This is a genomic window from Stenotrophomonas sp. PFBMAA-4 (assembly GCF_030053215.1).
In the GTDB taxonomy this organism is placed as follows: domain Bacteria; phylum Pseudomonadota; class Gammaproteobacteria; order Xanthomonadales; family Xanthomonadaceae; genus Stenotrophomonas.
On the sequence record NZ_JASGBW010000015.1, the window covers coordinates 19,826 to 37,256 of the forward strand.

General features: G+C 65.5%; 14 protein-coding genes and 1 other RNA gene. 5 read left to right on the forward strand and 10 right to left on the reverse strand.

Features of this window, described 5'->3' with window-relative positions:
- Nucleotides 1-51: 51 nt before the first annotated feature.
- Entirely contained in the window at nucleotides 52-624 is a 573-nt protein-coding gene (locus QMZ26_RS11080) for a hypothetical protein (protein WP_283221481.1), read from the reverse strand.
- A 220-nt stretch (nucleotides 625-844) separates the two neighbouring features.
- On the opposite strand from QMZ26_RS11080, the gene ssrA reads away from it, so the two are divergent.
- Nucleotides 845-1,237: a transfer-messenger RNA gene (gene ssrA, locus QMZ26_RS11085) on the forward strand.
- 878 nt (nucleotides 1,238-2,115) lie between these two features.
- Here ssrA and QMZ26_RS11090 read toward each other — a convergent pair.
- Complete coding sequence (locus QMZ26_RS11090) at nucleotides 2,116-2,367, reverse strand: hypothetical protein (protein ID WP_283221482.1); 252 nt, start codon at nucleotides 2,365-2,367, stop codon at nucleotides 2,116-2,118.
- A gap of 13 nt (nucleotides 2,368-2,380) precedes the next feature.
- Here QMZ26_RS11090 and QMZ26_RS11095 point away from each other — a divergent pair, with 13 nt between their 5' ends.
- On the forward strand, nucleotides 2,381-3,043 hold the full coding sequence (locus QMZ26_RS11095; RefSeq protein ID WP_283221483.1) for a CPBP family intramembrane glutamic endopeptidase: 663 nt from the start codon (nucleotides 2,381-2,383) through the stop codon (nucleotides 3,041-3,043).
- A 219-nt stretch (nucleotides 3,044-3,262) separates the two neighbouring features.
- On the opposite strand, the gene QMZ26_RS11100 is transcribed toward QMZ26_RS11095, so the two are convergent.
- Nucleotides 3,263-3,718 carry an isoprenylcysteine carboxylmethyltransferase family protein gene (locus QMZ26_RS11100; RefSeq protein WP_283221484.1) on the reverse strand — a complete coding sequence of 152 codons (456 nt, stop codon included), beginning with the start codon at nucleotides 3,716-3,718 and terminating at the stop codon, nucleotides 3,263-3,265.
- Nucleotides 3,719-3,839: 121 nt separating this feature from the next.
- Here QMZ26_RS11100 and QMZ26_RS11105 point away from each other — a divergent pair, with 121 nt between their 5' ends.
- Nucleotides 3,840-5,849: an alpha/beta fold hydrolase gene (locus QMZ26_RS11105; protein ID WP_283221485.1), complete on the forward strand. Its 2,010-nt coding sequence runs from the start codon at nucleotides 3,840-3,842 to the stop codon at nucleotides 5,847-5,849.
- A gap of 20 nt (nucleotides 5,850-5,869) precedes the next feature.
- On the opposite strand, the gene QMZ26_RS11110 is transcribed toward QMZ26_RS11105, so the two are convergent.
- Complete coding sequence (locus tag QMZ26_RS11110; RefSeq protein ID WP_283221486.1) at nucleotides 5,870-7,984, reverse strand: TonB-dependent receptor; 2,115 nt, start codon at nucleotides 7,982-7,984, stop codon at nucleotides 5,870-5,872.
- A gap of 212 nt (nucleotides 7,985-8,196) precedes the next feature.
- On the opposite strand from QMZ26_RS11110, the gene QMZ26_RS11115 reads away from it, so the two are divergent.
- Together QMZ26_RS11115 and QMZ26_RS11120 are read left to right on the forward strand one after the other, a co-directional pair.
- Nucleotides 8,197-8,436: a hypothetical protein gene (locus QMZ26_RS11115; protein WP_200733722.1), complete on the forward strand. Its 240-nt coding sequence runs from the start codon at nucleotides 8,197-8,199 to the stop codon at nucleotides 8,434-8,436.
- A gap of 138 nt (nucleotides 8,437-8,574) precedes the next feature.
- Nucleotides 8,575-9,432 carry an endonuclease/exonuclease/phosphatase family protein gene (locus tag QMZ26_RS11120; protein ID WP_200733721.1) on the forward strand — a complete coding sequence of 286 codons (858 nt, stop codon included), beginning with the start codon at nucleotides 8,575-8,577 and terminating at the stop codon, nucleotides 9,430-9,432.
- Between the two features lie 67 nt (nucleotides 9,433-9,499).
- Here QMZ26_RS11120 and QMZ26_RS11125 read toward each other — a convergent pair whose 3' ends face one another.
- From QMZ26_RS11125 to QMZ26_RS11150, 6 genes are all read right to left on the reverse strand, one after another.
- Nucleotides 9,500-10,921 carry an efflux transporter outer membrane subunit gene (locus QMZ26_RS11125; RefSeq protein WP_283221487.1) on the reverse strand — a complete coding sequence of 474 codons (1,422 nt, stop codon included), beginning with the start codon at nucleotides 10,919-10,921 and terminating at the stop codon, nucleotides 9,500-9,502.
- The gene (locus QMZ26_RS11130) at nucleotides 10,915-11,652 is read right to left on the reverse strand and encodes an SDR family oxidoreductase (protein WP_283221488.1); all 738 of its coding nucleotides are present in this window, start codon (nucleotides 11,650-11,652) and stop codon (nucleotides 10,915-10,917) included. The genes QMZ26_RS11125 and QMZ26_RS11130 overlap by 7 nt, the downstream gene beginning before the upstream one ends.
- Nucleotides 11,653-11,715: 63 nt before the next feature.
- On the reverse strand, nucleotides 11,716-14,886 hold the full coding sequence (locus QMZ26_RS11135) for a multidrug efflux RND transporter permease subunit (protein WP_283221489.1): 3,171 nt from the start codon (nucleotides 14,884-14,886) through the stop codon (nucleotides 11,716-11,718).
- A 127-nt stretch (nucleotides 14,887-15,013) separates the two neighbouring features.
- Nucleotides 15,014-16,237 carry an efflux RND transporter periplasmic adaptor subunit gene (locus QMZ26_RS11140; RefSeq protein ID WP_174208682.1) on the reverse strand — a complete coding sequence of 408 codons (1,224 nt, stop codon included), beginning with the start codon at nucleotides 16,235-16,237 and terminating at the stop codon, nucleotides 15,014-15,016.
- A 91-nt stretch (nucleotides 16,238-16,328) separates the two neighbouring features.
- On the reverse strand, nucleotides 16,329-17,099 hold the full coding sequence (locus tag QMZ26_RS11145) for an SDR family NAD(P)-dependent oxidoreductase (RefSeq protein ID WP_283221490.1): 771 nt from the start codon (nucleotides 17,097-17,099) through the stop codon (nucleotides 16,329-16,331).
- Nucleotides 17,096-17,323 (reverse strand): hypothetical protein, encoded by a 228-nt coding sequence (locus QMZ26_RS11150; RefSeq protein ID WP_108746491.1) that lies wholly within the window; start codon nucleotides 17,321-17,323, stop codon nucleotides 17,096-17,098. The genes QMZ26_RS11145 and QMZ26_RS11150 overlap by 4 nt, the downstream gene beginning before the upstream one ends.
- Between the last annotated feature and the right edge of the window lie 108 nt (nucleotides 17,324-17,431).

Consider the following 17,431-nt stretch of genomic DNA (forward strand, 5'->3'; position numbering starts at 1 on the left):
CAGGTCGCGGGGCAGCCGAGCATGGGCTCGGCTCTACAGGAAGGCGGGCGATCAGCCCGCCAGCATGCCCTGCCCGCGCATCCGCGGTGCCAGCGCCGCATGCATCACCGCCAGGTGCATCACCACCGCCAGCTCCGGCGCGTGCCGGTCATCGCCGGCCCGCCACTGCTTTGCCATCTGGGCCGCATCATCCGGCAACAGGGCCAGCAGCTGCTGGTCATCCAGCGCGTCGGCCCGGTGCTGCAGCTGCTGCGACAGCGCCCAGCTGCGGCGGACATGGGTCAGGATGCTCAACGAGGCCAGGGTCAGCAGGGCCACCGCCGCACCGTGCTCGAACCACAGCGCGATGACATCCGGGCCCCACACCATCACCGCCAGCACGGCCAGGGCCAGCATGCGCCAGCCCGGCACCAGAGCCTGGTCGCGACGCGGCCAGTACACCACCACCGCACTGGCCACCAGGAACACCGCCGCCGTCGCCGGCAGCGCGGTCAGGCAGGCCGCAGTGACGATCGCGGCCAGTACCGCCCATACCCAGCCGGGCGGCAACGCGCGTCGGCGGTAGTCGGCGCCTACCGGCCCGACCAGCTGTCGCAGGCTGCGTTGTTGGATGGTGTCGCTCACCCTGGGTCTCCGTGTCTGTCCTGGCTCGGATGTTGGTGGCCAGTGTGTCGCAAAATCGTGCCAATGAAGTTAGCAATCCGCTATGACAACGGCTCTACAACTTGTTGCGGATTGCCAAGGTGACTGTTCAGCTGTTTTGCCGTAGCATTGCAACCGTTGGGCAGGACCGGTACGTGGCAACACGCACTTGGCCTAGTACCTTGCAGAACTTGAAGAAACCGGGGGTGCATTGGTTTCGACGGGGGTTGTGAAGTCGCCTGGCGCATGCCGAGGGGGTAGCTGTCCTCGTAAATCCAGCTGCAAAACTCTAGTTGCCAACGACGACAACTACGCTCCGGTCGCTCTCGCAGCCTAAAAACTGCGGTGCGTGACCTTCTGCCGACTTAGGCGGAGCCTCGAAACTGCTTGTGTCCATGCTCGCAGCGTAGAGTCATTATCATGGAATCGCGCTGGGCGGCTGCCTGTCAGTCCGGCACTAGAACACAACAGGCTGGTTCCCGGGTGCGCTTTGCACACCGTGCTGCTCGGGGATGAGATTCAACGGTGAGCTAAGCATGTAGTGCTGGGGATGGAGTGCCTTCGGACGGCGGTTCAATTCCGCCCACCTCCACCATCTGTACCGCCCTTCGGGGCACGAAAAGCCGGACACTCCCGTCGATTGGGGTCCGGCTTTTTTGTTGTCTGCGCCCTGCCCTACAGCCAGCGCCGCACCCCGCGCCGGAAGGCGGCATAGTCCTCCCCGAACCGGTCGGCCAGCACCGACTGAGGCGGCCCCCCGATGCCACTGACCGAGGCAGCCATCAGGCGCGTCGAGCCGTGTGACAAGCCGGGGAAGATCACCGACGACGGCGGCCTGTACTTCTTCTCACCCCGACCGGTGCACGCAAAAAGCGCTTGAAGTACCGCATCGCCGGCAAGGAGAGGCTATCAATTGACCTGTAGCCGGACCAATTTCTCAATCGGTTGCCCGCCTCGATCTGGTCAGTACCCACGACCATTGCACCAGCTTCGGTCGCTCTCACGCACCCTACGCCTTCATGCCCCGCGGGGCGTCTGCTCTTCGTTAGCTGGGAAGATCCAGCAACAGATGCCGCCGTTGTACACCACGGCATAGCTCAGCTGGAAAGTTACGTCTTTGCCCCAGATCGACCGGACAACCTCACTGAAACTCATGATCTCCGAAATCAATTTGACCCAAGGCTCCCCTGCTGATCAGGCTGCAGAACAATTAGGTGTCGCCTTCGACCACATCCACCCAGCCGTCCAAACGAGGATTCAGCACTAGATTCGCAGCGTCTCGAATCCCATCAAACATCGCAGGATTGGAACTCGCTTCATGTTCTGAAGCCATCGATGCGGGGATTTCAGACCATTTGCGGAAAATTGCACGTCTCGCCGGCGGAGTTGCGAAAAACGAAATCTCACAACACGCTTGACAGGTCCAGAGGTGGATCGAAAGGATGTCAATCCCAATGACGGGAAAACAAGGATTCAATATGCGCGAATTAAATACATTTTGAAGTTGCGGAGATTTCCGGTGGCTCGGGCGACCTTCGATTCCAGATTGGCCAGAGCAGCGGCACTCACGTAGGTGGGAACTTTGGGCAAATCGGAGAAATGGCTTACCGCTATGGTCGAATCGCACCATTCAGTGGATTCGGCGCTGCGGGCTTGGTCTGGAAGCAAATCATGATGAAGTAAGGCAGCAACCCGGGCCCTGACCTGAGTCAGGGCCCGGGTCATGGGAACAATGCTCGTGATCAACAATATATCTCTCTGGAAACCTCGTCCGATTGCAGAGAACAAAATACTTGTAGCGGCAATTGCAATAGCAGGCGTCGGCGCCGCGCAAGGAATTCTCAACTCATTCGACGTTTTCGGATCAAAAGCGATGACCGAGATGCTCGCGTTTCTTGCCTGCTCCCGGTTACTCCCCAACGAACCGCGCAGAAAATGGTCGCCTCGTCTGTGCACCGGATTGATAGCTATTGGATTACTACTCGGAGCAATCTGGGTGCTTTTCATTGGTTTCCCCGGGAGACACGAAACCAACTTCCCGCAATTAAAAGAAATACCTTTAAAATTCTACGCGCTAGGCTTGGTGACCAGTTGTATCGCAGCTCCACTATTTGAGGAGAAAGTTGTAAGACACCTCCTTCTTGATGGAGCCTCCTACTACTTTGGGAAGCTGGCTGCCACCATCGGGGTAAGCGCGCTATTCGCTGCAGTTCACGTCGACGCTATAGTGCCAGCCTTTCTCCTCTCGGTATTCCTCTGCGCTGGCATGCAATTTTTCAATCTTAACTCAGCACAGCGATCAGTTATTCACGGCCTCGTCAATTTCTCCATGCTGCACTGGATGATTTTCTATCCGACACTTCGTGATTTTCTTCAACCCACCCTTGGCTCACCGCTTTGACAACAGCAATTGTCTGACGCCACTTCGTCGGGTTCGCTGGCCGCGAATCAGTTCGCCAAGCGGGCCACTTCAACCTTATGAACGAGACTGTCAATCAAAACGCTGGGCTATCGAGGTTTGGACTGAGCTTCAATAGCGTCAATCAATTGCGGGTGACGATTACGAAGGTTATTCCGCTGCCATGAAGCGCCAGATCACGCCGTGACGGCCTGACCCGCCCTACAACCAGCGCCGCACCCCGCGCCGGAAGGCGGCATAGTCCTCCCCGAACCGGTCGGCCAGCACCCGCTCCTCCGGCAGGATCTGGAAGCGCGTGATCCAGCCGACGAACAGCGGCGCGACCAGCAGCGCCGCAGCACTGCCCAGCCACAGCATTCCGCCCAGCAGTACCAGCGCCTGCCCCAGGTACATCGGATTGCGGGTGTGGCGGTAGATGCCGCCGGTCACCAGCGATGTAGCAGCGGCCGGGCGCAGTGGATTGACCGTGGTCCGCGCGCGGCGGAAGGCCAGCTTGGGCAGCAGGTTCAGCCCCACCCCTGCCAGCCCCACCAGCACTGCAACCCAGCCAGGAACCGGCAGGACGGGCCACGGCCAGGCGCCGGCCAGCGCATACCCCACCGCCCCGCACAGCAGCATCACCAGCGGCGGTGGAATCCGCGTTTCCAGCAGGTGCATCGTCATTCCCTGAAAAGCACTGCCAGCGATGGTGTCACAGTCCACCCAGCGCGCGTTTATCCACGTGCTTCCGCCTTGACGCCCCGCCCGCTAGAGTGGCGCCACCGCGCCGGAGGATCGCATGGCAACTACGGGCTTCGGCGTCATTCGCCACACGACCCTCGTCTTCATCGCGCTGCTCCTGTTGAGCGGCTGCGCCACGCTGCGCCAGTTCGGCCCCTCGGTGCAGGTGGCCACGGTCACCCCGGGCCAGTACATCGCCCTCAAGCGCGGTGACATCCTCACCAGCGGCAGGCTCAGCGCGGCGACCATCGAGACGCTGCGGGTGGCGGGCCTGGACGAAACCGCCTGCGCCAAGCCCGGCCTGCCCTGTATCGAGGCGATGGAAGCGAGCATCGTGGTGCGCGAGGAGGACAAGCGCTCGGCGCTGGCCGAACTGTGGCTGCAGCAGGCGATGGCGATGCCCATGCCGAAGGCCCGGCGCGGCACGACGCCGGCGATGCTGGTGGCCGATCCCGGTTTCCAGCCACGGCTGGATGCGTGGATGCACGTCGCGCGGCAGGCCTATGCGTATCTCTTCTTCACCGAACGCACGGCCAACCAGCGCGGCTTCGAAGACCGCCAGACCCAGGTGCGCGACTACTACAACCTGGCCGTGCAGGAAGCTGCGGTGATGCTGTTCGATGCCTATTCCAGCCACCAGGTGGGCAACGACAGCGGCCGCTTGCGGCTGGGCCGCTGGACCTTCGTGCTGGCCCAGCCCGATGCAGGCACCACGCAGGACACGCGCGAGCCGATCGAGCTGGTGGCGGCCGCGTCGATGTCCTTCACCGGCACCCTGCGCAGCGTGCACCGCCGCGATGGCTTCGGCGCCGAACTGGTGGCGGTGATGGCCGACCCGGCCACGACCGGCCTGGCCGCTGCAGCGCATGCCGACCGCCCAAGCCAGGACGCCGCGCCACCCGAGCGCAGCTGGAGCGAGATGCCCTCGCCCTCGATGACGGTGCTGCTGCGTTTTTCCGGCGCCAACCTGTGGGAAATGCTGCACGACGACGAGCCCGAGCTGGAGATCCACGACCCCTACCAGATCTCGATGGTGCAGCTGCATGGCGAGCAGGTGCCGCTGGCGGCCAACTTCACCGCCGGCTACGCCCTGTGGCTGGCCCGTTCCAACTTCAGCCGGCAATCGCTGCGCTCGCTGTTCGGTGGCAAGGGCGGCATCGACCGCCCGCATCTGTTCATGATGCAGCCCTACGACCCCAACCGCCGCGTGCTGCTGATGATCCACGGCCTGGCCAGCAGCCCCGAGGCCTGGGTGAACGTGGCCAACGAGTTGATGCGCGACGACGAGATCCGCAGCGATTTCCAGGTGTGGCAGTTCTACTATCCGACCAACATGCCGATCGCGCTCAGCCACGATGCGATCCGGCGCACGCTCGAGGACGTGATGCAACACTACGATCCCAGCGGCAAGGCCGTGGCCTCGCATGACATGGTGCTGGTCGGGCACAGCATGGGCGGGGTGATTTCGCGGCTGATGGTGTCTTCGTCGGGCGACCACCTGGTGGATACGCTGCTGGCCACGGCCCAGCTGAGCCCGGCGCAACGCGAACTGCTGCGCACCAAGGGCCCGCCGCTGCTGACCTTCCAGCCCGAACCGGAGATCTCGCGGGTGGTCTTCATCGCCACCCCGCACCGTGGCACCGACGTGGCCGGCACGCGGCTGGGCCGCTGGATCGGCCGCCTGGTGCGGCTGCCGCTGACCGTGCTGGAAGACGCCGCCAACGTCGCCAAGGAAGGCCACATCGACCGCGACGATGGCAAGCACGGTTACCAGATGAACAGCATCCAGAACCTCGACAAGGACGATCCGTTCGTGAAGGCGGTCGCCGATCTGCCGATGTCACCGCGGGTGCGCTACCACTCCATCATCGCGCGCGCCAGCGCCGACGGGCCACTGGAAAAAACCAACGACGGGCTGGTGCCCTACTGGAGCTCGCACCTGCCCAATGCGGTATCGGAAAAGGTGATCGTGTCCGGGCACAGCGTGCAGGAAGCCACGCCGGCGATTGTCGAGCTGCGGCGCATCCTGCACGAGGACATGCAGGCGCATGATGGCGGGCAGAAATAATCCTGCCCGCGCGTCGCGCCTCAGAAATCCAGGCTGTAACCCAGCGTCACCGTCCGTCCACGCCCGGCGAAGTACCGCGCCGGTTCGATCAGCGCGCTCTGCGAGTAGTAGGTGATGTACTGGCGGTCGAGCAGGTTGGCGATGCCCAGGTTCACCTTGCCCTTGGCAAGCCGGTAGTCAACACCAAGGTCGAACAGCGCGTAGCCGCTGAATTCCTTGGCGGCCTCGTCGAAGTTGCGGCTGAAGGCGTACTGCCCCTGCAGGAAGGTCGACAGCTCCGGCGTCCACTGCGCCGACCAGGTCGCGATGACGCGGTTCGGTGCGATGTTCAGGCCATCCAGGCGCGCGTCGAGCCGGCCGTCGGCATTGCTGTCGTAGCGCCCGCGGGTCCAGGCATAGGACAGGCCCAGCCGGTGGGCATCATTCAACCGATAGCGCACGCTCGCATCGAGGCCCTCGATGGCGGTCTTTTCGCGGGCGAGCTGGAACGCGCCGTCGACCGCGATCACGCGCGTGCCGTACTCCGAGCGTGACTGGAATGCACTGGCCTCGGCTTCCCACGACGGCGAGCGGTAGCGCACGCCGATCTCGCTGTTGCGGGTCAGCAGCGGCTGCAGCGAACGCAGCGATTCCACGTTGGTGCCCGGCGTGTTGATCGAGCGCAGCACGCGGCCGACGTCGGGCATGCCGAACCCTTCGGAATAGCTGGCGAAGGTGTTGAAGCGCTCGGTCGGCGCGTACACCAGGCCGATGTTGCGCAGGTTCTGCTGGAACTTCAGCTTGCCGCCCTGCACCGCCACGCGGTTGTAGCGGTACAGCGTGGTGTAGCTGTCGATGCGCAGGTCGGCCTCTTCGCGGCGCCAGCCACCCTGCACGGTCAGCTGCGGCAGCAGTCTGTAGTCGGCCTGCACGAAGCCGGCCACGCTGCTGTAGCGCGAATCGGGCACGTAGGTGCGGCCGGTGCCGTACAGGTCCTGCTTGCCGCTGTCGCGCAGCGTGTCCACGCCGGCGGTGATCTTCAGGTCGCCACCGAGCAGGTCATCGCGGCCCAGGCTGGTCTTGCTGCCCCACTTGGAAGCGGTCGAGCGCGACTGGTCGTACAACGTCCCGACCGGCGCGATGCGCGGGTCCTGGAAGGTGGACGAGTTGTCCGCGCCGAACAAGCCTTCGAACTCCTGGTTGAACACCATCGCCTTCAGCTCCATGCCGGCCAGGTCGTGATGGGTGTAGCTGAGGCCGGTGGTCCAGGCATCGTTCCAGGCCGGCGTACCCGGCGGTGTGCCGCGCACCGATGTGGTGGCAACGCCCAGATCGCGGTTGCCGGCAACCGGCACATACTCGGCCTTGGACTTGATGCGGTAGCGGTTGCTGCTGAACTGCAGCTCCTGGTTGTCGTCGATCCAGTAGCCCAGCTTGGCGTGCAGGTCGTAGGCACGGGTGGACATCAGGTCGCCCTGGGTGACGTCCACGCCGATCGGCGTGCCCTCGCCATCCACCCACAGGCCCTGGTCTTCATAGCCGGCGCCGACGAGGTAATCCCACTTTCCCTTGCTGCCGCTGATGCGGTAATCGGCGCGGTAGCCAGTGGTTTCACCGCGCACTTCAGAGGTCGGCAGCGTCGTCTGCACGCCGAAGTGCTGGTTGACCGCGCCCGGCTCCGGACGCCGGGTGATGAGGTTGATGGTGCCGCCGGTAGCGCCCAGGCCGTTCATGGCGTTGGCACCCTGGATCACCTCGATGCGCTCGACCAGCGCGTAGTCGATCGTATGCGCCTCGCGGCCGGTGGGGCGCAGCGGGTTCGACTGCGGGATGCCATCGACCAGGATCAGGGGCGTGCGCCCGCGCAGGGTCTCGCCACTGCCGTTCATCTTGCCGCGGCTGGGCGTGTACGACGGCAGCAGGCTGGACAGCACATCGGACGAATTGCTGCTGAGGCGCAGCTGCTGCTCGATCTGCTCCTTGCCGATGATCACCACCGTCTGCGGGGCGGTGGCGGCGTCCTGACCGGTACGCGAGGCCGTTACGATGACCTTGTCCAGCGTCTGCGGCGCGGGCGGGGCCTGCTCGGCGTGGGCGTGGGCGTGGGCGCAGACCAGCAACGAAATGGCGACCGTCAGCCGCGAATATCTCAGCACGTGAACTCCTCTTGGGGGGAGGGCGTGGCGATATGGCTGGCCCGGAACAGGGGCGTATCTTTCCCGACGTGTCCGGATGCGTCAAATCGTGCCGCCCCAATCCATGCTGCCCTGCGACTACCCGCCCTGCCCGCCCCGTGATACACAGGTCCGGCGCATCTGCGCGATTGCAGAAAGCGCGTTCAACATCCCTGACATAAGGAGTGTGTTCGATGCTGCACAGGAAGATGCTTGCGTGTTCGTTCGGCGCCGTGCTGGCGCTGGCTGCGATGGCCCCCTCTGCACCGGTGCAGGCGGCCGAGCTCGTCGGGCTGGACGAGCAGTGTGTTCCCTTCCACGCCGGCTTCGGCGTGCACCAGCGTTGCACGTTGTATGCGATCTATGACGACGGCACCCGCGTCGAGCAGGATCACTACAACCGCGACGAGAACGGGATGATGTACGACCCCTGATCGCGCGTCCTGCGGTCTGCCGGGCGGTCCCAGCGTCCGCCCGGCCCTCGTCTCAGCCACCCATCCCGGCACACCCCCTGCCCTGCGTTCCGTGGCATGCTTCGTGAAACCGTTTTCATGGAATGGAGGGATTCCACTATGTTGTCGCGTCTTCGCCGGCCCGCACTGTGCGCGCTGCTGGCCCTTGCTCTGCCTGCCGCTGCCTGGGCGGCCCAACCGCCCGCCCCGCTGAAGGTGATGTCCTTCAACGTGCGCACCCCCGCCGATACCGAACCGGGCAAGCGCTGGGACGACCGTCGCGATGTGATGGTCAAGGTCATCCTCGATGCGCACCCGGCCGTGGTCGGCACCCAGGAACTGGTGCAGGAACAGGCCACCTACCTGGCCGCCCACCTGCCCGGCTACCGCTGGTTCGGCGAAGGCCGCCGCGGGGGCGAGGGCGATGAGCACATGGGCGTGTTCTACGACAGCAAGGTGCTGGCCATCGAGGAATCCGGCAACTTCTGGCTGTCCGATACCCCGGACGTGCCCGGCAGCATCACCTGGGGCAACCTGTACCCGCGCATGGTCACCTGGGCGCTGTTCCGCCGCCTGGACGATGGCCGCCGCTTCTACTTCATGGACACCCACCTGCCCTACCGCGACGAGGACGAGCCGCGCCGGATCAAGGGCGCCGAGCTGATCGCCAAGCGCCTGGATACGCTGCCCGCCGACCTGCCGGTGGTGCTGACCGGTGATTTCAACACCGAACCCGGCAGCGAGACCTACAAGGCCTTCACCCGCGTGCTGCAGGACACCCGCACCCAGGTGAAGGCGCCGCAGGGCCCGCGCGAAACCTTCCACGATTTCACCGGCAAGGCCACCGTGCAGCTGGACTGGGTGCTGGTGCGCGGCTTCCATGCCCGCAGCTTCACCACCGACGACCGCCGCATCGGCGGCGTGCTGCCGTCGGACCACTTCCCGCTGGTGGTTGAGCTGGACTGGCCGAAGCGCTGACGGTCACAAACAACAAGGGGACGGATGCCTGCGCATCCGTCCCCTCGTCGTTGTTGCAGTCCTGCGGTTACTGTACCTGCGCCACGCTCGGCGCCTGCGGCGACTGCCCCCAGCCGCCCAAGGCCTTGTAGACGCCCACCACGCTCACGTTGACCTCTGCCTCGGCCGCGGCCAGTGCATCGTCGGCGGCCAGCTGCGTGCGCTGCGCATCCAGCAGGGTCAGGAAGTCCTCCGAGCCCTCGCGGAAGCGGATCTGCGCCAGCGACTCGGCACGCCGTGCCGCCTGCGCCTGCTCGACCACGATGGCCAGCCGCGCCTGCTGCTTGGAGTAGCGGGTCAGCGCGTTCTCGGTGTCTTCCAGCGCCAGCAGCACGGCCTGTTCGTACTGCGCGGCCACGCCTTCGGCCTCGGCCTTGCTGGCACGCAGGCGTGCACGCACGGTGCCGAAATCGAACGCGGCCCAGCTCAGCGAGGGCGTCAGCGACCAGGCCTTGTTGTTGCCGTTGACCAGGCCGCTGGCATCGCCGCCGAGGAAGCCGACGAAACCGGACAGCGACAGCCGCGGGAACAGATCGGCCGTGGCCACGCCCACGCGTGCGGTGGCAGCGGCCAGGCGACGTTCGGCCACGCGCACGTCGGCACGCTGGCGCAGCAGTTCGCGGGTGTCACCCAGCGGCAGTGCCTTGGCAAAGGCCGGCACGTCCTGCGGTGCCAGCATCGCGGTCAGCACTTCCGGACGCTGGCCCAGCAGTACCGCCAGGCGGTTGCGCGACTGTGCCTCGGACACTTCCAGCAGCGGGATGTCGGCCTCGATCGCCTTCAGGCGGGCGCGGCTGCTCTGCACATCCAGCTCGCTGCCGGCGCCCAGTTCCCAGCGCGCCTCGGTCAGCTTCTGCGTATCGCGCAGGTTTTCCAGCGTGTGCTGGGCCACCGCGATGCGCTTCTGCGTGCCGCGCAGCTCGAAGTAGTTGCGCGCCACTTCGGCGGCGACCAGCACCTGGGCATCGGCCAGGTTGGCCTGTTCGGCGCCGAGATCGGCGCGAGCGGCTTCAGCAGCGCGGCGCTTGCGGCCGAACAGATCCAGCTCCCAGCCGGCGTCGAAGCCGAGCTGGTAGCTTTCACTGAACACCCGCTGCCCACCCAGCTGCGGATCAGGTTGCTTGCGGCGATCGTAGCTGCCGCCAGCGGTAACATGCGGGGCCTGGTCGAAGCGGCTTTCCACGAACACCGCACGGGCCTGGCTGACGCGGGCCACAGCCACGCGCAGGTCCAGGTTCTCCGACAATGCGCCGTGCACCAGCTCTTCCAACACCGGATCATCGAACTGCGCCCACCAGCTGGCCACCGGCGAGGCGGTGCTGAACACCGCCTGCTGTGCGCCCTGCAGGACCACCGGCTCCTGCGCCGGGGCCTTGTAGTTGGGGCCGACGCTGACACACCCTGCCAGCACCAGGCTGGAGATGGCCATCGCCAACGTGCGGATCACCATGGCAGCACCTCACCCAGGTAGGTGAAGCTGCCGCTGGCACCGGCTTCGCCGATCAGCGCCATTTCCACGCTGGAACGCGCGCCTTCGCTGATCTCGATCTCGCCGTTGCCACCGTTCATGTCGGTCTTCACGTAGCCCGGATGCACGGTGTTGACCTTGATCGGCGTGTTGCGCAGCTCGTACGCCAGCGACAGGGTCCAGCTGTTCACGGCCGCCTTGGACGCGTTGTACGCGGGAACCTTGAAATCGTAGATGCCCGAGTCCGGATCGGCATGCAGGGTCTGCGAGCCGAGCATGCTGGACACGTTGACGATGCGGCCGGACTTGGCCTGCTTGACCAGCGGCAGGAATGCCTGGGTGACCGCGACCAGCGCATAGACGTTGGTGTCGAAGGTGCGGTGCCAGGTCTCCAGCGACTGCTCGGACGGCGCCTGCGCCGGGTTCTCGATCATGATGCCGGCGTTGTTGACCAGGATGTCCAGGCGGCCGTGGCGCTGGCGAACCTGCTCGACCGCTTCGGCGATGCTGGCAGCATCGGTCACGTCCAGCTGGATGGCTTCCACCGGCAGGCCTTCGCCCTGCAGCAGCAGTGCCTGCTCCACCGCGGTCTCGCGCTTGCGGCCGGCCAGCAGCGTGTGCACGCCGGCCTGGGCCAGCTGGCGCACGGTTTCCAGGCCGATGCCACGGGTGGCGCCGGTGACCAGTGCAATCTTGTTCTGATGGGTGTTCATGGATTCACGCCTTGGTTTGGGGGAAGCGGTCGCCAGACAATGCCGGCGACCGCGGGGTGCATGTCAGTGGTGAATGGTGGGCTCGCCGTGCTGCACCAGCTGGCCACCGCCGTTGCGGGTGACGAACTTGCGCAGGGCCACGTAGAACACCGGGGTCAGGAACAGGCCGAACAGGGTCACGCCCAGCATGCCGGCAAACACCGTGATGCCGGTGACAGAGCGCACTTCGGCGCCTGCACCATGGGACAGGACCAGCGGCACGGTGCCGGCGATGAACGCGATGGAGGTCATCACGATCGGGCGCAGGCGCAGGCGGCAGGCTTCCAGGGCCGATTCAACGATGCCCTTGCCGCCCATCTCCAGCTCTCTGGCAAATTCGACGATCAGGATCGCGTTCTTGCACGCCAGGCCCATCAGCACCACCAGGCCGACCTGCACGAACACGTTGTTGTCACCGCCGGTCATCCACACACCGAACAGGGCCGACAGCAGGGTCATCGGCACGATCAGGATCACCGCCAGCGGCAGCGACCAGCTTTCGTACAGCGCCGCCAGCACCAGGAAGGCCAGCATGATCGCCACCGGGAACACGATGAAGGCGGCCTTGCCCTGGGTGGCCTGCTGGTAGCTCAGGTCGGTCCATTCGGTGGTCATGCCCACCGGCAGCACCTTGTCGGCGATCTCGGTCAGCTTGTTCATCGCTTCGGCCGAGGACAGCAGGCGCGGATCGGCTTCACCGGCCAGATCGGCCGCCGGGTAACCGTTGAAGCGCAGCACCGGGTCCGGGCCGAAGGTCTGCTTGATGGTGACCATCGAACCGATCGGCACCATCTCACCGCGGTCATTGCGGGTACGCAGCTTGCCGATGTCTTCGACGCTCTCGCGGAACGGGCCGTCGGCCTGGGCGATCACCTGCCAGGTACGACCGAACTGGTTGAAGTCGTTGACGTAGGCCGAACCGAGGTAGGTCTGCAGGGTGTCGAACAGCTCGGTGAGCTGCACGCCCTGGGCCTTGGCTTTCACGCGATCCACTTCCGCATCCAGCTGCGGCACGTTGGCCTGGTAGCTGGAAATCGGGAAGGCCATGCCCGGGGTCTGCGCAACGGCACCCTGCATCGACTGCACGGCATTCTGCAGCGCGCCGTAACCCAGATTGCCACGGTCCTCGATGAACATCTGGTAGCCGTTGCCGTTACCCAGGCCGAGGATCGGCGGCGGCATCAGGGCGAAGGCAAAGCCTTCCTGCAGGCCGGCGATCTTCTGGTTGATCTCGGCGTTGATCTGCGCAGCCGTACGGCCATGACGCTCGTTGAACGGCTTGAGCGGAATGAACGCCACGCCGGTGTTGGGCGTATTGGTGAACTGCAGCGCGTTGAGGCCGGGGAACGAAATGGTGTGGGCGACGCCATCGGTTTCCTGGGCGATCTTGGCGACCTTGCGCAGCATTTCATCGGTACGCGCGATCGACGAACCCTCCGGCAGCTTCACGCCAGCGATCAGGTACAGCTTGTCCTGGGTCGGGATGAAGCCCGGCGGCACCAGCTTGAAGATCACGCCGGTACCGACCAGCAGGATCGCGTAGACCACGAACACGGCACCGCGACGGCCGAGGATCTTCGACACGCCACGCTCGTACTTCTCCGAGCTGGACTTGAAGAAGCGGTTGAACGGACGGAACACCCAGCCGAACAGGCGGTCGATGATGCGCGTCGGTGCGTCCTTGGCGGCGTCATGCGGCTTCAGCAGGCGTGCGGCCAGGGCCGGCGACAGGGTCAGCGAGTTGATGGCCGAGATCACCGTGGAGATGGCGATGGTGACGGCGAACTGCTTGTAGAACTGGCCGGTGACGCCGGACAGGAAGGCCATCGGCACGAACACGGCGCACAGCACCAGCGCGATCGCGATGATCGGGCCGGACACTTCGCGCATGGCCTGGTGGGCCGCAGCCAGCGGGGTGAGGCCCTCCTCGATGTTGCGTTCAACGTTTTCCACGACCACGATCGCGTCGTCGACCACGATGCCGATCGCCAGCACCAGGCCGAACAGGCTCAGCGTGTTGATCGAGAAGCCCAGCAGGTACAGCGCGGCAAAGGTACCCACCACCGACACCGGCACGGCGATCAGCGGAATGATCGAGGCACGCCAGGTCTGCAGGAACAGGATCACCACCAGCACCACCAGGGCGATGGCTTCGAGCAGGGTGGACACCACGGCCTTGATCGAATCACGCACGAAGATGGTGGTGTCATACACCGCTTCGTACTTCACGTCGGCAGGCATGGTCTTCTGCATCTCGTCCATGGTGCCGATGACCGCATCACGGATCTCAAGCGCATTGGCACCCGGCGACTGGAAGACGCCGATGCCGACCGCGTTCTTGCCATCCAGCTGCGAACGCAGGGTGTAGTCGCCGGCGCCCAGTTCCACACGGGCCACATCGGACAGGCGCACGATCTCGCCATCAGTGCCGCTCTTGAGCACGATGTCGCCGAATTCCTTTTCGCTCTTCAACCTGCCCTGGGCATTGATCAGGGTCAGGAACTGGCTGTTGGGCAGCGGCTCGGCACCGAGCTGGCCGGCCGAAACCTGCACGTTCTGCTCGCGCATGGCGCGCACCACGTCGCTGGCGGTCAGGCCACGCGAGGCCACCTTGTCCGGGTCCAGCCAGGCGCGCATGGCGTAGTCACCGCCACCGAAGATCTGTGCATCACCCACGCCCGGGATACGGGCCAGCGCGTCCTTGACGTGCAGGCGGGCGTAGTTGCGCAGGTACAGGGTGTCGTACTTGCCATTGGGCGAGGTCAGGTGCACCACCATCAGGAACGTCGGCGACTGCTTCTGGGTGGTCACACCCTGCCGGCGCACGTCCTCGGGCAGGCGCGCCTGCGCCTGCGCCACGCGGTTCTGCACCTTCACCGCCGCTGCGTCCGGGTCGGTGCCCGGGCGGAAGGTGACGGTCATCTGCAGCACGCCATCGGAGCCGGCCACCGACTTGAGGTACATCATGCCCTCGACGCCGTTGATCGCCTCTTCCAGCGGGGTGGCCACGGTTTCAGCGATGACCTTGGGGTTGGCGCCCGGGTAGACCGTGCGCACGACCACCGACGGCGGCACCACTTCAGGGTACTCGCCGATCGGCAGCAACGGGATCGAGATCAGGCCTGCGGCGAAGATCACGATCGACAGCACCGCCGCGAAGATCGGCCTGTCGATGAAGAAACGGGAAAAGTCCATGGAGGAATTCCTGGGAAATGCCGCCGACGGGCAACAGCCGCCCTGCCCCTCGTCAAAATGACGAAGGCAGGGAAGGCTGTCGCTGGCGCCGACAGCTAAGCGGACACTTGGATCAGGAGACGGCGGATCAGTGGTTCAGGGCGGCGGTGGCATCGCGGCCCGGTGCGGGCGCCGGCGAGGGCTGCATCGCCACCGCCTTGGCCTGCACCGGCATGCCCGGCATGAAGACCTTCTGCACGCCATCGATGATGACCTTGTCACCGGCGGCCAGGCCGCTCTGGACGATGCGCAGGCCTTCGGCGGTGCGGCCGAGCTGGATGTCGCGGCGCTGGGCCTTGCCATCCTTGTCGACCACGTACACGTACTTGCGGTCCTGGTCGGTCAGCACGGCCTTGTCGTCGATCAGCATGGCCTGGAACTGGCCGCTGCCCAGCAGCTGCACGCGGGCGAACAGGCCCGGGGTGAACTGGCGATCGGCGTTGTCCAGCAGTGCGCGGACGCGGATGGTGCCGGTGCTGCGGGCCACCTGGTTGTCGAGGAAATCGACCTTGCCGGTGTGCGGGTAGCCTTCTTCACCGGACAGGCCGACCTTCACCGGCAGCTCGCTGTCACGCTCGCTCGGGCGTTCGCCCTTGCGGGCCATCTGGGCGTAGCGGAGGAAGGTGCTTTCGTCGGCATCGAAGTACACGAACACCGTATCCAGCGAGACCAGCGTGGTCAGCACGCTGGCGCTGTCGCCGGCGGTGACCAGGTTGCCGGCGGTGACCATCGCGCGGCCGGCACGGCCGTCGATGGGCGCGCGCACCTTGGTGAATTCCAGGTTGAGGCGCGCGGCATCCAATGCTGCCTGCGCAGCCTGCACCGCCGCACCGGACTGATCAGCTGCAGCGCGACGCTGCTCGGCGGTCTCGGTGGAGATGGCCTGCTGCTCGGACAGGCGCTTGGCGCGCTCGGATTCGCTGCGGGCCAGGCTGGCCTGGGTGCGGGCACGGGCCAGCTCGGCGGCGGCGCGATCGTACTCGGCCTGGTAGCTGCGGGCGTCGATGGTGAACAGGACAGCGCCCTTCTTCACTTCTTCGCCTTCAACGTAATTGACCTTGTCGATGTAGCCGGACACGCGCGGGCGCAGCTCGACGCTCTGCACGGCCTCGACGCGGCCGCTGAACTCGTCCCACTGGCTGATCGGCTTGACCAGCACCGGGGCGGCACTGACCTGCGGCGGCGGCGGTGCGCCGGCCTCTTCGGCATGGCCGCCACTGCAGGCGGCCAGCACCGCAGCTGCGAGGATCGACACGCCGGCCATCGCCAGGCGATGGCTGAAACGGTGTGAGGTGGTGTTGGGGGAAGTCATGGCATGCATCCGTACGGAAGGGGTGGTACAGCGTAGGAATCGAAGATCGGTAAAGCGGCGGCGTAGCCTGCGACCTCAACGATGGTTGAGGTCAAGCAACGCCTGCGGTGTCGCGCCACAGCGGTGGCAGGTCGAGGTTCAACAGGCCGCGCGGCAGTTCCGCATCGCTGTTGTCGCAGCGGACGATGGCGCGGTTGTCGCGGCATCCGTCCAGCAGGGACACCACGCGGCGGCCGACCAGCAGCGAGCTCGGCCACTCGATGCAGGCATTGGCCGCATTGGCCGGCGTGCAGACCGGACTGCACACTTCCAGCATCTGCGCACGCACGCCCAGCGCCTGCGCTTCCTGGTGCACCACCTGCGCGTACATGCGCAGCGCAGCGGTGGTGATGGAGGTTTCACCGTAGCCCGCCCAGGGCTTGGCACCGGCGGGGCTGCCGATCATCACGTAGCGGCGGGCATGCGGGTTGTCCTGCAGCAGTGGCAGCAGGTGGCGCACCGCATGGGCGTGCGGCATCAGGTCGGCCTGCATCGCACCCAGCAGTGCATCGCCGCTGCGGTCGATGACACGGCCGCGGTTGTACGGCCCGCCCATCGCAGCGACCACCGCGGCCAGCGGGCGCGGACGCTGCGCCACGCGTTCGGCCAGCACCTTCGCCGAGCCGTCGTCACTGAGCGAGCCCAGCATCGTCTGCAGGCCCGGCTCATCGGCGAACTGCTCGTGCAGTGCCGCCAGTCGGCCCGGGTCGCGCCCCACCACCAGGACCGGACTGCCGGCCTCCAGCAGGGCGCCGACCACGCCCTGGCCGACGGCACCGGCGCCGCCGAGAACCAGGACTTCGGGCGTCAGAATCCCATTCACGGGACATTTCCTCCCAAATCCGGGATAGTCCCAATTCGACGCAGTCGATCGCCCTGCTGGGCGGACAGGCGGATCGAGCTGCCGCGCTGGTTACGCATGGGCGCGGTAAACTCCCGGAAATCCTTGTGTACCAAGGAACTGGGGCGGGCTTCGACGGTCATTGCCAGGTCCAGAGCGTTCTGGCCGGCACGCCGGAAGTGGGCAAGAATGTTGCGCAGGCTCATGGGGGACGAGCTCCATTTCACGAATGGCGCCACGATAGACCTCAAACCTTTACTTGATTAGTCCGGATTAAGGGGAATAATCATCCCGTCCCCGGTCCAATCGATCTG